This is a genomic window from Dinoroseobacter shibae DFL 12 = DSM 16493, from assembly GCF_000018145.1.
Taxonomy (GTDB): Bacteria; Pseudomonadota; Alphaproteobacteria; order Rhodobacterales; family Rhodobacteraceae; genus Dinoroseobacter; species Dinoroseobacter shibae.
Map to the genome: position 1 here is coordinate 2,246,625 of NC_009952.1, position 14,886 is coordinate 2,261,510.

At 64.0% G+C, this 14,886-nt stretch carries 14 protein-coding genes; 7 read left to right on the plus strand and 7 right to left on the minus strand.

The window, feature by feature from the left end:
• Positions 1-7: 7 nt before the first annotated feature.
• The gene (locus DSHI_RS10775) at positions 8-1,261 is read right to left on the minus strand and encodes a sarcosine oxidase subunit beta family protein (RefSeq protein ID WP_012178785.1); all 1,254 of its coding nucleotides are present in this window, start codon (positions 1,259-1,261) and stop codon (positions 8-10) included.
• Between the two features lie 126 nt (positions 1,262-1,387).
• Between DSHI_RS10775 and DSHI_RS10780 the strand changes: the two genes are divergently transcribed.
• Complete coding sequence (locus DSHI_RS10780) at positions 1,388-2,374, plus strand: GlxA family transcriptional regulator (protein WP_012178786.1); 987 nt, start codon at positions 1,388-1,390, stop codon at positions 2,372-2,374.
• Between the two features lie 38 nt (positions 2,375-2,412).
• Here DSHI_RS10780 and DSHI_RS10785 read toward each other — a convergent pair whose 3' ends face one another.
• The 6 genes from DSHI_RS10785 to DSHI_RS10810 all read right to left on the minus strand — a co-directional run bounded on the left by DSHI_RS10785 (position 2,413) and on the right by DSHI_RS10810 (position 8,993).
• Positions 2,413-3,987 carry a BCCT family transporter gene (locus tag DSHI_RS10785; protein ID WP_012178787.1) on the minus strand — a complete coding sequence of 525 codons (1,575 nt, stop codon included), beginning with the start codon at positions 3,985-3,987 and terminating at the stop codon, positions 2,413-2,415.
• A gap of 184 nt (positions 3,988-4,171) precedes the next feature.
• Positions 4,172-5,302, minus strand: coding sequence for an ABC transporter ATP-binding protein (locus DSHI_RS10790; RefSeq protein ID WP_012178788.1), 1,131 nt, complete (start codon positions 5,300-5,302; stop codon positions 4,172-4,174).
• Entirely contained in the window at positions 5,299-6,096 is a 798-nt protein-coding gene (locus tag DSHI_RS10795; RefSeq protein WP_012178789.1) for an ABC transporter permease, read from the minus strand. Before DSHI_RS10795 ends, DSHI_RS10790 begins: the two co-directional genes overlap by 4 nt.
• A 1-nt stretch (position 6,097) precedes the next feature.
• On the minus strand, positions 6,098-6,943 hold the full coding sequence (locus tag DSHI_RS10800; protein ID WP_012178790.1) for an ABC transporter permease: 846 nt from the start codon (positions 6,941-6,943) through the stop codon (positions 6,098-6,100).
• A 77-nt stretch (positions 6,944-7,020) separates the two neighbouring features.
• Complete coding sequence (locus DSHI_RS10805; protein ID WP_012178791.1) at positions 7,021-8,139, minus strand: polyamine ABC transporter substrate-binding protein; 1,119 nt, start codon at positions 8,137-8,139, stop codon at positions 7,021-7,023.
• A 50-nt stretch (positions 8,140-8,189) separates the two neighbouring features.
• A complete protein-coding gene (locus tag DSHI_RS10810; RefSeq protein ID WP_012178792.1) occupies positions 8,190-8,993 on the minus strand; it encodes a creatininase in 804 nt (267 codons plus the stop codon).
• Between the two features lie 92 nt (positions 8,994-9,085).
• On the opposite strand from DSHI_RS10810, the gene DSHI_RS10815 reads away from it, so the two are divergent.
• From DSHI_RS10815 to DSHI_RS10840, 6 genes are all read left to right on the plus strand, one after another.
• The gene (locus DSHI_RS10815) at positions 9,086-9,982 is read left to right on the plus strand and encodes a LysR substrate-binding domain-containing protein (protein ID WP_012178793.1); all 897 of its coding nucleotides are present in this window, start codon (positions 9,086-9,088) and stop codon (positions 9,980-9,982) included.
• Positions 9,983-10,102: 120 nt separating this feature from the next.
• Positions 10,103-11,335, plus strand: coding sequence for a M24 family metallopeptidase (locus tag DSHI_RS10820; RefSeq protein ID WP_012178794.1), 1,233 nt, complete (start codon positions 10,103-10,105; stop codon positions 11,333-11,335).
• 207 nt (positions 11,336-11,542) lie between these two features.
• Positions 11,543-12,163 carry a dimethylsulfoniopropionate lyase gene (locus tag DSHI_RS10825; RefSeq protein ID WP_012178795.1) on the plus strand — a complete coding sequence of 207 codons (621 nt, stop codon included), beginning with the start codon at positions 11,543-11,545 and terminating at the stop codon, positions 12,161-12,163.
• Positions 12,164-12,332: 169 nt separating this feature from the next.
• Positions 12,333-12,836, plus strand: a complete 504-nt coding sequence (locus DSHI_RS10830) for a paraquat-inducible protein A (RefSeq protein ID WP_083768376.1) — start codon at positions 12,333-12,335, stop codon at positions 12,834-12,836.
• A 39-nt stretch (positions 12,837-12,875) separates the two neighbouring features.
• Positions 12,876-14,243 (plus strand): DNA repair protein RadA, encoded by a 1,368-nt coding sequence (gene radA, locus DSHI_RS10835; protein WP_012178797.1) that lies wholly within the window; start codon positions 12,876-12,878, stop codon positions 14,241-14,243.
• A 22-nt stretch (positions 14,244-14,265) separates the two neighbouring features.
• Positions 14,266-14,820 carry a CvpA family protein gene (locus DSHI_RS10840; RefSeq protein WP_012178798.1) on the plus strand — a complete coding sequence of 185 codons (555 nt, stop codon included), beginning with the start codon at positions 14,266-14,268 and terminating at the stop codon, positions 14,818-14,820.
• Positions 14,821-14,886 lie beyond the last annotated feature (66 nt).

The following is a 14,886-nucleotide window of genomic DNA, read 5'->3' on the forward strand; positions in this document are numbered from 1 at the left end:
TGTCTCCTCAGTGCGCAACAGCGGCTGCGGCGGCTTCGTCGATGAGACGGCCGGTGGTGAAGCGTTCGAGCGTGAAGGGGGCGTTGATCGGGTGTGGTTCGTCCTTGGCCACGGTCCAGGCCAGCGTGTGCGCCGCCCCCGGGGTCGCCTTGAAGCCACCCGTGCCCCAACCGCAGTTGACGTAGAGCCCCTTGACCGGGGTCTTGCCGAGAATGGCCGACCGGTCGGGGGTCACGTCCACGATGCCGCCCCATTTGCGCAGCATCCGCATCCGGTTGAAGATCGGGAAGACCTCGCAGATCGCCGACACCGTGTGTTCGATCAGCGGCAGGCCGCCGCGCTGGGAATAGCTGGTGTACTGGTCGGTGCCCGAGCCGATCACCAGCTCGCCCTTGTCGGACTGGCTGATATAGGCGTGCACGGTGTTCGACATCACGACGCAGGGGAAGACCGGCTTGATCGGTTCCGACACGAGCGCCTGGAGCGGGTAGCTTTCCAGCGGCATCCGCACGCCCGCGCTGTCCATCACGACCGATGTGTGACCGGCGGCGGACACGGCCACCTTCTTGGCCTTGATGAAGCCCTTTGCGGTATCGACGCCCTCGACCGAGCCATCGGCGGCACGGCGGATCGCGATCACGGGGCAGTTCTGGATGATGTCGACGCCGCGCTTGGCCGCGGCCCGCGCATAGCCCCAGGCCACCGCATCGTGGCGCGCGGTCCCGGCGCGCTTTTGCAGGGCCGCGCCCATCACGGGATAGCGCGCATCGGGCGAGATATTGAGCGGCGGGCAGAATTCCTTGGCCTGCTTTGGGGTCAGCCACTGGTTGTCGACGCCGTTCAGCCGGTTGGCATGGATATGGCGCTGGAACGACTGCACGTCATGCACGTTATGGGCCAGCATCATCACGCCGCGCTTGGAATACATCACGTTGTAGTTCAGCTCGGTCGACAGGTTTTCCCACAGATCGAGTGCGTGATCGTAGAGCTTCGCGCTCTCGTCATAGAGATAGTTGGAACGGATGATCGTGGTGTTGCGGCCGGTGTTGCCACCCCCGAGCCAGCCCTTCTCGATCACGGCGACATTGGTGATGCCGTGCTCCTTGGCCAGGTAGTAGGCCGCGCCCAGCCCGTGGCCGCCAGCGCCGACGATGATGACGTCGTATTCGTCCTTGGGCTGTTTGTCGGGCCATTGCTCGGGCCAGTTCTTGTGGCCGGTAAGCGCATTTTTCAGCAGCGACATCGCGGAGAAATGGGTCATGTGCAAAGCCTCGGATGTGGAAGGGTGCGTTCGGTGGACATTGACTCAGAGCACGGCACACGCATTGTATCCTTGCGCCAAAAGCGTAGTATATTCTGGCCAAGTGATCGCGCGGGAAAGGCCGAAATGAGCACCAAACCAGCCTTGAAGGTCGGCTTCATCCTGACGCGGCAGTTCACCCTGTCGGCGTTCGCGAATTTCGTCGATGTGCTGCGGCTCGCGGCCGATGAGGGCGACCGCTCCCGGCCGATCCGGTGTTCGTGGAAGGTTCTGTCGGCGACCATGAACCCGGTGGTGTCGAGCTGCGGGATTCCGGTGCAGCCCGATCAGCGTCTCGGCGATCCGCGCGCCTTTGACTACATGGTCGTTGTGGGCGGACTGATCCCGGCGATCCAGGATCTGAACCCCGACTACATCGCCTATCTCAAGCGCACGGCCGAGGCCAATGTCCCAATCGTCGGGGTCTGCACGGGGGCGTTCATCCTGCACCAGGCGGGGCTGATGGAGGGCTATCGCTGCTGCGTGAGCTGGTTTCATCACAACGATTTTCTCGAACAGTTCGAGGGGCTGATCCCGGTATCGGACCAGATCTTCGTCGTCGACCGCGATCGGCTGACCTGTTCCGGGGGGGCAAGCTCGGCCCATCTCGCCGCTTTCCTGGTGGACCGCCATATCGGGCAGGCCGCCGCGCGCAAGAGCCTCAACATCATGATCATCGACGAGGCGCAGACCCCGGAGAACCCGCAGCCGGGGCTGCCGCTGGAATTCAGCACCTCGGACAAGCTGGTCCGCAAGGCGCTGCTTCTGATGCGGCAGAACGTGGCGACGCCGTTGACCGTGGATCAGCTGTCAAAGCGTCTGGGCATCAGCCGTCGCAAGTTGCAACGCCATTTCGGCGAGGCGCTGCAGCTGTCACCTGCGGAGGCCGGTATCGCGGTTCGGCTGAATGTCGCGCGCCAGTTGCTGCGGCGCACCGACCAGTCCGTCACGCATATCGCCGCCGCGACGGGGTTTTGCGATGCGTCCCATTTCAGCAAGGTGTTCCGGGCCCGCGAGGGTGTGCCCCCCGAAACCTGGCGGCGCCAGGCGGTCCCGGAGGACGCCGACGCCTGAACGGGCGGGCGCTCCCGCGCCCACCCGATACCGCCGGATCAGGCGGTCTTGTCGGCGGATCTGATCGCCTCTTTGCCATGTTCGAGCGCAAGGCAGCGGATGATCGCGAAACACATAAGCACCATGATCACCGAGAACGGCAGTGCGGCGATGATCGCCGCGGTCTGCAGCGTGCTGAGCGCGGCACTCCCGCCAACGACCAGCAGGACGGCGGCGACGACACCTTCGAACGTGCCCCAGATCATGCGGTGGCGATACATCGGATGCTCGTTGCCCTCGCTGAGGATCGTGGCGACAACGAGCGTGCCGGAATCCGAGGAGGTCACGAAATAGGTCGTCACGAGGATCGTGCCGAACACGCCGGCGACCAAGCCGATGGCCCCCACATCCATCGCATCGAAGGTGGCAAAGAGCGCCATGGAGACATTCGCGCTCACCGCATCGGACACGCCCCCCGGCCCCAGAACCTCGGCCCAGAGCGCGGTGCCGCCATAGGCCACGATCCAGACGAAGGACAGGATCGAGGACACGCCCACGACGCCAAGGATGAATTCCCGCACCGTCCGGCCCCGCGACACGCGCGCCACGAACACCCCCACGAAGGGCGCCCAGGAAATCCACCAACCCCAGTAGAAGGTCGTCCACCAGCCCTGCCACATGTCGCTCCAACGGGTTGCCTCGGCGGGCACGCTTTCGATGTAGACGTTGAAGGAGAAGAGGCTGACAAAGTAAGCCAGCGTCACCTCGCCCAGGCTCACCAGCAGGTATTGGGTCGGCCCCCAGGTGAAGAAGAAGACCAGCAGGGCGATCGTCAGCCACATGTTGACCTGCGACAGCCACTTAATGCCCCGGTCAAGGCCCGACAGGACCGAGCACAGCGCCACAGCCGTGATCGCGGCAATCAGCACAAGCTGGACCGTCTCGGAGATCGGAACGCCCCACAGGTGGTTGAGGCCGGCGTTGATCTGCGTGACCCCCAGGCCAAGGGAGGTCGCGATGCCGAAGATGGTTGCGAACACCGCCACCACGTCGATCACCACGCCCAGCGGGCCTTCGACACGGTCGCCGAACAACGGATAGAGGGTATAGCGGATGCCGAGCGGCTTCTTCAGCCGGTAGCTGACCAGACACAAGGCCAGGGCCACGATGCAGTAGATCGCCCAGGCGTTCAGGCCCCAGTGAAAGAAGGTCACCTGCATCGCCATGTCCGCCGCAGCCGCGGTGCCGCTGCCATCGGCGAAGGGCGTGCCGCCCGAGTAGTGGAACATCGGCTCGGCGATGGACCAGAAGATGATCCCGATCCCCTGCCCCGCGGCATAGAGCATCGCGAACCAGGTAAAGTAGCTGTATTTCGGGCGCTCGTCCGCGTCTCCGAGCCGGATCGCGCCGTATTTGCTGAACGCGATTGCGATCAGGAATACGAGAAACACGCCCGAAAGCAGCACGTACCACCAGCCGAAATAGAACGTGATAAGGGTTCTGGCGGCGTCGATCCAGTCGGCCGAACGGCTTGGAAACGCCAGCACAAGCAACACGAAAAGCAGGATTATCCCTGCCGATATCAGGGATGTGTGTGGATTCACCCCCCTGAACGGTCCTGATCGGATCAACATGAAAGTCCTCCCATGGGTCTAGTCTCGCGCGCGGACCTCCTTGCCCGCGTGCCTTTTTCCGATGCCGGTGCCCGTCTTGCTGGTCCGTCATTCCGTAGGATACACGCGACCGGGCACAGCACGGCAAATTTTCGGTCTCGGCCCCGGGCCGCGCCGGGCTGGCGCGAGCGGGGCCGCGCGCGGTCTAGTTCCGCGCGCCGGTCTCGCCGGGCAGAACGTGACAGCTGTCAGGCGCCCAGTGCACGATGATGCGCGACCCGGCATGCAGATCGAGCTGCGAAAGCTCCTCGTGGGTTTTCTGGACCTTGAGCTCCTGGCCCGTGGCGGTTTCCAGGAACACCATCGCGGTGCCCCCGATGAATTCCTCGCCCGCAACGCTCGCCGCGATCCCCGGCTGGCCGCTGTCGGGCAGACTCAGTTGCATGTTCTCGGCACTGACGATGAAGGTCACGGCCTGTCCCTTGCGGGCCTCGGCCAGCTCGGACTTGTCCAGAACCGTTTCGCCGCCTTCGTAGCTGACGCGCCAGCCGCCGTCCTCGGCGGGCCCCTCGACCACACCGTCGAAGATGTTGGCGGACCCGAGGAACTCCGCGACGAAGCGGTTGTGCGGCTCACGGTAGATTTCTTCGGGGGTGCCGATCTGTTCGATCTGGCCACGGCTCATGATGACCACGCGGTCGGCCATGGAGAACGCTTCGGACATGGAATGGGTCACGTAGACGAAGGTGATGCCGAGGTCCTTTTGCAGGTTCGACAAGACCGACTGCATCCGGACCTTGAGATGCGCGTCGAGCGCGGAGAGCGGCTCGTCCAGCAACAGGATCTTCGGCTCGGTCACGAGAGCACGGGCCAGGGCCACGCGCTGCTTCTGGCCGCCCGAAAGCTGGTTGATGTTGCGGTCCGCGAACTCGGTGATCTGCATCTTGTCGAGCCACTTGTCGGCACGCTGCCGCCGCTCTTCCTTGCCGATGCCGCGCATCTTCAGCGCGAATTCGACGTTCTCCTGCACGGTCAGGAAGGGAAACAGGGCCAGCGATTGCCACACCATCGGCGTGTCGCGATCCCAGGTCGCCTTGCCGTTGACCTGCTCTCCATCGAGATAGATCGCCCCCTCGGTGGGGTCCTCGAGGCCGGCAAGCATCCGCAGGGTCGTGGTCTTGCCGCAGCCCGAGGAGCCCATGATGGCGAGGAACTCGCCGCGCCCGATCTCGAAATCCGCCTTCTTGACCGCGGTGAAGCTGCCGAACCGCTTGACGACGTTGTCGAACTTCACGATCGGTTCTGACGACTGGTCCATTTGTGCGTTCGCTTTCATGATTTCTTGTCCTCCGGGCTGCGCAGCAGAAGCTGGGCCAAGATGATCAGCGTCATGGAACTCAGGAAGGGGAGCGACCCGATGGCGTTGATGCGCGGGCTGACCTGACCTTGCAGGAAGCCGAGGATCTTGACGGGCAAGGTTTCGTTGAGCCCCGACACGAACCAGGCCACCGCGAATTCATCGAAGGACACGGCCATGGTGATGAAGAGCGCCGCGAAGATCGCGGGTCTGGCGAAGGGGATGATGACATAGCGCAGGGTTTGCCACTGGTTGCCGCCCATGTTCCACGAGGCCGCTTCGAGGTCCGGGTCCATCTGCGACAGACGCAGCCGGATGATCGCCATGGCAAAGGGGCTGCACATGACACCGTGAGCGATGATGACCGAAATCGTCGTGCCCGACAGGTTCACCCGGCTGAGAAAGGCCAGCATCGCCAGCCCCAGGATCACGACCGGGATCGTCGGCGGCAAGAGCGCCAAGGCCACGTAGAAGGACTTGCCCGTGAAGTTGTAGCGGAAATCGGTATACGCCCCGCCGAAACCCAGCAAGGTCGCGATGACGGCGACCGTCAGGCCCACCACCAGCGTGTTGCCGAAGCCCTGCCAGACCAGCGGGTCCTCCCAGATCAGGCGGTACCATTCGGTCGAGAACTCCCCCAGAGGCAGGGACGGGAACCGGTCGGAATTGAGCGAGAACACGAAGCTGCCCGCGATCGGCGCGAAGATGAACAGCAGGCAAAGGGCGATATGCACCTTGAGCAGGATATTGATGATACGGTTTTCGTTGCCCATCTTATTTGCCCCGCTCCTTGTAGGCGTATGTGATCGCCGCGAAGGCAACGGTCAGCAGGGTGGCGATCATCATGATCGCGACCACAGCGGCGCGCGGCCATTGTTGTCCGGACTTGGTGATGTCGGTGATCATGATCGACAGCGTCGGAGGGTTGCCGCCGCCGAGGTAAAGCGGGCTGACGAAATCCCCGAAGCTGAGGATGAAGGCAAAGAGCGCCGCGATCACGAGGCCGACCTTGGCCGAGGGCACGATCACCGCGAACACCGTGCGCAGCCGCCCGCACCGCAGGTTGTGCGCGGCTTCGATCAGGTCCCGGTTGACGAAATTCAGGCTGAAGGTCTGCAACAGGATCACGAGCGGCAGGGTCAGTGTGACCATGCCGACGAGAATGCCGAAGGCGTTGTTCAGCATGGTGAAGGGTCCGAGGCCGAGATAGCCCAGCGCCGCGTTCACGATGCCCGCGTCGGACAGGAACACCTGCAACGAATAGACCCGCACCAGGTAGCTGGTGAAGAACGGGATGATCAGGATGAAGATCATCCACCGCTTGGCCTTCTCGCTCATCTTGAAGGAGATCGCGTAGGATGCGGGAAAGGCGATCGCGCTGGTGATCACGGCCGCGGTCGTGGCCAGGACCATCGTGCGGAAATAGGCGTCCCAGAAGACGCCGCGCGTCAGGATCCGCTCCCAGTTGGCGAAATTCAGATCCGGCGTCATCTGGAAATTGCGCACTGTCCAGAAGCTGATCGCGACCAGAAACAGAAGCGGAAACAGAAAGAAGGTCAGCTGCCAGATCAGGAGTGGCAGAGACAGGATCAGGGAAAAGAATGTCGGGCGCTTGGTCATGTGAAATCCCATGGCTCTGCAATCGAAATGCGATGCGGGGGCAGCCTTGGATCCGCCGCCCCCGCCCCGCGTATGCGTCAGGCGCCTTTGTAGTCGGACCAGAAGTCGTTCCAGTCCTCCAGGCTCTGCTGAACCGGGAGCTGGCGATACTGGATCAGGCCCTCGCGGATCATGTCCATCGCGTTGCGCTCACCCAGGACCATGTTCTGGCGCCGCGCCTCGGCCGGGTTGGTGTCGTTGAGCACTTTCCAGCCAGCCTGCGACGGCACGATGGCGGGGTATGCGGCCATGTCGGCGGATTTTGCCTGGCCCTCGGGCGAGGTGATGTACTGGATCCACTTCTTGGCCATCTCCTGGTTGCGCGAGCCCTTCCCGATCGAGAAGCTCTCGGTCCATTGCAGGCCGCCCTGTTCCGGGATGACGGAGCGCACGGGGCTGCCGTTTTTCTCCAGTGTGCCGGTGATCCAGTCGCCGATCCCGGCGAAGGCCAGCATCTGGCCGTTGTCGAGCGACGAGAAGGTGCCGCCATAGTCGAAGAACCCGCCCGCCTGGCGGCGCAGACCCATGGTATGCTCCTGCACGCGCTCCCAGGCCGCTTCGTCGATGTCGTAGGGGCTGGCATTGCCCACATGCAGGCTCATCTGGCCGAGATTGGGCAGGTGCCAGTCGAAATGGCCCAGTTTGCCGGTCAGACGCTCGTCGGCAAAGAGATCGTAGCTGGAGGCTTCTTCCGCCGTGAAGGCATCGGTGTTGTAGGCGACGCCGAGAAACCCGAAGCGCGTGATCACGGAGAACAGCTTGTCGTCCTGCCAGTGGCCGGGGAATTTCTGAAACTCGGGGAAGAAATCGTCGAAGGCGTAATCGGCCGGATCGAGCTCTTCGATGAAGCCAGCGGCATTGAGCTGCTGGACATATTCGGCATCAGACAGGATCACATCGAAGGTGCCCCGCGGCGACTGGGCGATCAGGCCCAGCATGTTGTCGCCGCCGGTGTAGTATTTCGGGACGAACTTGACGTTGTTGGCCTCTTCGAAGGCGCCGACGATGTCGGGCTCGGCATGACCGTACCAGGCCAGCATCGACAGCTCGGTCGTTTGCGCGGCGGCACGGATCGACAGAAACGGCGTGGCGAGAGCCGCGGCGCCGGTCATCTTCAACAGGCTGCGGCGACTGGGCCGGATCAGGTTGGTCGGCATTGGAAAACTCCTTGTTGGGACGAATTTTTCTCTTTGTTCTTGGCTGTTGTTCAGTTGCTACCGGACGGGCCTGCGGTCAGGGCGAACTCGGTTTGCAGCGCGTTGACGATGCCCGCGGTGCAGACCTCCAGCAGGATGTCGCCCTTCTCGGCGGTCGCCTCTTTCGGAGAGGACAGGGTGCCGCTTGCCGGGGTCCATTCGGGCTTGGCCGGGTAGACGTCATAGGGCGGGAAGGTCGCGGGCGCGTGCTCCACCGCGTCCTGCAGCGACACCAGATCGGGGTGCAGGCGCAGCATCAGCGATGTTTCCAGAACACCGCCATGTTCGATGTCCCACCCCAGGAACCCATTGGGATAGAGTTTCTCGATGGAGGCCTGGTCCACGAAGTCCCAATAGGACAGCACGACGATCTTGACGTCATGCACGCCGCCCCAGCCGAGTTCGCGCAACGCCAGGTCGATCGCCTCGGTGATGAACCAGGAGTTCTCGAAATGCCCGTTGACGATGCACAGGTTGCGCACGCCGTGGCGGACGAATTCCTTGACCACGTCCTTGAGCGCGTTCACGAGGCTTGCGCCATCGAGGCTCGTCGTGCCGGGAAAGAAGTTGCCGCCGCCGGACTTCTGGTGGGACTTGTATCCGTATGTAAAGGGCGGTGCGACGAGGGCCCCGACCTTCTCGGCCACGCGGCGGGCGAATTCGGTCGGCAGCAGGACGTCCACATGCATCGGCATGTGATGGCCGTGCTGTTCCATCGATCCCAGCGGGATGAGAACGGGCACGTCACCCGATTGCACCCGTTTCTGATAGTCCGGCCAGGGCATTTCAGCAGCAAAAACGGTCGAACGTGGCATGGCACCCCCAGAGACAAAAGATGCGCCGAAGCCTACGGTAGCTTGTGCTCTGCCAAAAATTCATAGTAACAATGCCGGGATAAGGATTGTTAATGGCGCGCAAATTCACCAATCTGCAAACCGACCTGCTGCGGACCTTCGTGACGGTGGTTGATCTGCGTAACTATACGGAAACCGGGCGCATTCTCGGCCGGACGCAACCGGCCATATCGCTTCAGATCAAGCGGCTCGAGGAGATCACCGGCAAGAAACTGCTGGCCCAACAAGGCAAGCAGGTGGAGTTGACGCCGGACGGACAGACCCTGCTGGGCTATGCCCGCGAGATGTTGCGCCTCAACGACCGGGCCGTTGCGAACCTGCAGCAAGCGTCCATCCTGGGCACGCTCCGCGTCGGCCTGCCGGTGGATTACGCGATCGAGTATTTCCAGAGCATCATCACCAGGTTCGCCCGCGAGAACCCTGCCGTTCAATTGGACATTCGCTGCAACCGCAGCCCGGATCTTCTATCGGCGCTGCATGTGGACGACCTCGACATGACCATAGCCATAACCGATTCGATGCCCGCACCCCATGTCTCGGTCTACTGGTCCGAGCATCCGGTCTGGGTCTGCGCCCGCGACCACAGAATCGATCCGGACCAGCCGCTCAAGGTCGTCGCGCATCCCAACGGCTGCTTCTACCGCAAGCGCATGATCGACGCGCTGAACACCGAAGGGCGGGACTGGCGGATTTCGTTCGAGAGCCTGGGCGTGTCTGCCCTGCAAAAGGCGGTGCTGGACGGTATGGGCGTCACGGCGCTGACCAAGAAGACGTTGCTGCCCGGAATGCGGCTGCTGAGCCCCGGCGAGGGGTTTCCCAACCTCGCAAACATCCATGTGGGCCTGTTCTACAAACATGTGAAGATGTCCGACGCCGCCCTGAAACTGATCGAGAAGATCACCGAGGATGTGTCCACCTTCCGGCTTCCGACGCGCGCGCGCACCAAGTGAGGTCCGCTTGCCGATGATCACATTTGCATTGCTAATGGTATAATCATTTCAATTAATTTTTCCTCCGCTCGGCGCGCTGTTACCCAAGCCGGGTCACTGTCAGCAGGAAGGATCTTCGAGATGGACGGTAATACCAACGTCGACGACATGCTCCACGTCATGGAATGGCATAACGGCGAAAAAGAGTTCTCGCCCTTTTCGGACACCGAGATGGCCCGTCGGCAAAACGAATTGCGCGACTGGATGGCCAAGAACGATGTCGATGCGTCGCTCTTCACCTCGTATCACTGCATCAACTATTACAGCGGCTGGCTGTATTGCTATTTCGGCCGTAAATACGGCATGGTCATCGACCAGAAGAACGCCACGACGATCTCCGCCGGGATCGATGGCGGCCAGCCCTTCCGCCGGAGCTTTGGCAACAACATCACCTACACCGACTGGCGCCGCGACAACTTTTATCGCGCGATCCAGCAGCTGACCCCGGGCGCCAAGCGCATCGGCATCGAGTTCGACCATGTCTCGCTCGAGTACCGCCAGCTGCTGCAGGATGCGCTGCCGGGCGTCGAGTTCGTCGATGTCGGCCAGCCCGCCATGTGGATGCGCACCATCAAGTCCGCCGAAGAGATCAAGCTGATCAAGGAAGGCGCGCGCGTCGCCGACGTGGGTGGCGCGGCCGTGGCCGCAGCGGTCAAGGCCGGTGTCCCCGAGCATGAAGTGGCCATCGCCGGCACCACCGCGATGATCCGCGAGATCGCGAACTCCTTCCCCTTCGTCGAGCTGATGGACACCTGGACCTGGTTCCAGTCCGGCATCAACACCGACGGCGCCCATAACCCGGTGACCAACAAGAAGGTGCAGTCGGGCGAGATCCTCAGCCTCAACACCTTCCCGATGATCTTCGGCTATTACACCGCGCTGGAACGGACCCTGTTCTGTGACCATGTGGACGATGCCAGCCTCGACATCTGGGAAAAGAACGTGAAGGTGCACGAGCGTGGCCTGCAGCTGATCAAGCCCGGCGCGCGCTGCATGGACATCGCGATCGAGCTCAACGAGATGTATCGCGAGTGGGACCTGCTGAAGTATCGCTCCTTCGGCTACGGGCACAGCTTCGGTGTGCTGAGCCACTACTACGGCCGCGAGGCGGGCGTCGAGCTCCGCGAGGATATCGAAACCGAGCTGAAGCCAGGGATGGTGGTGTCCATGGAGCCGATGGTGATGATCCCCGAGGGTCAGCCGGGGGCCGGGGGCTACCGCGAGCATGACATCCTGGTCATCAACGACGACAACACGGTGGAAAACATCACCGGGTTCCCCTTCGGCCCCGAGCACAACATCATCAAGAACTGACGCCTGCGCGCATCCGCGCGCAGCCTCAAACCCCGCGACCAGTGCCGACTTGGCGCTGGTCGCGTCATGTCGAGTGGCCTCCAAGCTTTATTTGGCGGCAGGTCGCTTGCGATACGACATCACGCCTTGGGTCCGGGCCCGTACACGGATTAGACTGGGAATGCCGCCGCGATTGGCGGCACGTTCTCCTGGAGCCGGGATCCGGAAATGACCGAACGCATCCAAGCCCTGCAAGCGTTTCTGGACGCCGCACGACAGAGTTATGCCGCCCGCGCGACCGAGCCAGTTTCAGCGCGGTCCCTCGACCGTATCTTCAACAGCCTCGAGACCGCGGCCCCGAACGCGGCCCCCATCGGCGCACGGTTGCCCGTCTGCACGCATCTCGACGCCCTCCTCGACCCTGCGCGGTTCGACGCGCCGGATCTGCGACACCTTGCGGAGTGCTTTGCCGCACTTGAGCCCGCGCTCCAGTGGCGCCGCCGCGAGGGGGGCGGTCCGGGGGCGAGCGCGCATTTCGCCGACGCCCACGCCAATGCCATGCTCGTCGGCCCCGGCGGGCTGGAGCCGCGCGACGATGTCTGGATCGGCATGTCGCTGCTGGCCCCGCATGTGCAATACCCCGATCACAGGCACAGCCCCGAAGAGACCTATCTCGTTCTCAGCCCGGGGGAGTTTCGGCAGGGCCGCGCGGGTTGGGTCCACGTCCCGCAAGGCGGCACCTGGTACAATCCGTTCAACGTCGTGCATGCGATGCGCGCCGTCGAAGCCCCGTTGCTGGTTCTCTGGGCGCTGCGGGAGAAGCCCGCACGCAGCGCCCCGCCCCCCTGAGCGGCTTGTCCAAGGGCGGGCGGCCGTGCGCCCGGGCCAGCCTCCGCCGGGTTGTCGTCCCGCGTCGCATTGCCCGCCAGGCTGTGGCTGCCTAAGCTGACGCGATGATGGTGACCGTGATCGACTGCGCCCCGAGGCGCTTGCCGCGCCACGCGGGCGCCCCGGCAGCATGCGAGGTCGGGATGTGAACGCGCGAGTGCTGGCCTGGGCCAACCTGTCGCTGCTGGTTCTGTTTCCCATCGCCTGGACCGCGCCGCTCTTGCGCGCGGGGCTGCTGCCGATCTTCGGATTGGCCGAGATTTCGGTGCTGTCGGGGGTCGCGAGCTTGTGGGACAGCGCCCCGGCGCTGGCCGCACTGGTGGCGGTGCTTGCCATTCTTGCCCCCTATGCCAAGACCCTGACCTTGGCGGCCGTGCAATTCGGGCTGCTTGCGAAGAAGCCTGTCTGGCTGATCTGGCTCGGGCGGCTGGCGATGGCGGACGTATTCCTGATCGCGCTCTACGTGGTCATCGTCAAAGGTGTCGGGCTGGCGCGGGTGGAGGTCGCCTGGGGGTTGGGGCTGTTCACGGCCTGTGTTCTGGCGTCACTGCTTTTCAGCTATCTCGCGGAGCGTCCGGGCGGTTTGACCACCGCCGCAGGATCGGGCAAGAGACAGGACCCGCACGGCCCGTGACGCGGGCTTTGAGCCGTCCCATCATCCGGAGCGCCTGATATGGCCAAACCCGCCACCCGTTTCATCTGCGCCGAGTGCGGCGCCGCCCATTCCAAGTGGTCCGGCCGGTGCGACGGCTGCGGGGCGTGGAATTCGATCTCCGAAGAGGTGCCCCTGAGCGCGGGACCGTCGAAGAAGAGCCTCGGCGGGATCCGGGGCAAGAAAGTGCCCCTGGGCGATCTGGCAAGCGAGGACGCGCCGCCGCCGCGCCGGACCTCGCAGCTGGAGGAGTTGGACCGGGTGCTGGGCGGCGGGCTGGTGGATGCCTCCGCCGTGCTGGTGGGTGGCGATCCGGGGATCGGGAAATCGACGCTCTTGCTACAGGCGGCGGCGAGCTTTGCCCGGGCGGGGGCCAAGGCCGTCTATATCTCGGGCGAAGAGGCGACGAGCCAGGTACGGATGCGCGCGCGGCGGCTGGGACTGGCCGATGCGGCGGTCAAGCTGGGGGCCGAGACCAACTTGCGCGACATTCTCACCACGCTGGAGGCCGAGGCGCCGGATCTCGCCATTCTCGATTCGATCCAGACGCTCTGGTCCGACACCGTGGACAGCGCGCCGGGCTCGGTGGCGCAGGTGCGTGCCTGCGCCCATGAGCTGGTCACCTTTGCCAAGCGGTCGGGCACCAGCGTGATCCTGGTGGGCCATGTGACCAAGGAGGGACAGATCGCGGGGCCACGGGTGGTCGAGCACATGGTCGACACGGTGCTTTATTTCGAGGGCGAGCGCGGGCATCAGTTCCGCATTCTGCGCTCGGTCAAGAACCGGTTCGGCCCGGCCGACGAGATCGGCGTGTTCGAAATGACCGGCGCGGGGCTGGCCGAGGTCGCCAACCCCTCGGCGCTGTTCCTGTCGGGGCGCGACGCGCCTGCCCCCGGCTCGGTGGTGTTCGCGGGCATCGAGGGCACCCGGCCGGTACTGTGCGAATTGCAGGCGCTGGTCGCGCCTTCGGCGCTCGCCAATGCGCGGCGCACGGTGGTCGGCTGGGACAGCGGGCGGCTGTCGATGATCCTGGCGGTGCTGGAGGCGCGCTGCGGCATCCCGTTCACCGGGCTCGATGTTTATCTCAATGTTGCGGGCGGCTTGCGCATCGGCGAGCCGGCGGCGGACCTCGCCGTGGCCACCGCGCTGCTCTCGGCGCGGGAGGATATCGCCCTGCCGGCGGAGATGGTCGTCTTCGGCGAGATCAGCCTTTCGGGCGCCCTGCGCCCCGTTGGCCAGACCGAAAACAGGTTGAAAGAGGCCGCGAAACTTGGTTTCACCAAGGCGCTTGCCCCGGCAGGCAGCAAGACGGGGACCACCTCGGGGCTGGAAACACGGCAGATGCCGGACCTGGCCACGGTGGTCGGGGACATGTTCGGGGCAGGATAAGCCCAACAGGGGACGCGCGGGAATGGACGGTTTTACTCTGGTGGACGGCATCGTTGCCGGTGTCATCGTGATCTCGGCGCTGCTGGCGTTTTCCCGGGGCCTCGTGCGCGAAGTCATGGCGATCGCGGGCTGGATTGCGGCGGCCATCGTGGCCTTCCTGTTCGCCGGGGATGTCGAGCCCTTGATCAAGGAACTGCCCTATGTCGGACCGATCTTGCAGGACAGTTGCGAGTTGGCGATCATCGCCGCCTTTGCCGGGGTCTTTGCGGTCACTTTGATCGTGGTGTCAGTCTTCACGCCGCTCTTTTCCGGGTTGATCCACCGTACGGCCCTCGGCGGGGTGGACCAGGGGCTCGGCTTCCTGTTCGGGGCGGTGCGGGGCATCCTGCTGGTGGCTGTGGCGCTGCTGGCCTATGAACGCATCATGGTCAGCGACAGCATGGCGATGGTCGAGGACAGCCGGTCGGCGGAGGTGTTCGGCTCGCTCACCACACAGATCGAAGCGCAGATCCCCGAGGATGCGACTGGCTGGATCGTCGGGCGGTACGAAGAGCTGGTGGGCAACTGCGGCGCCTGATCGGCCGGGGCCGCGGGACAGAATCACGCGCAACCGGCCCGTTTCGGCGCCGCTCGCCCCGGTTTT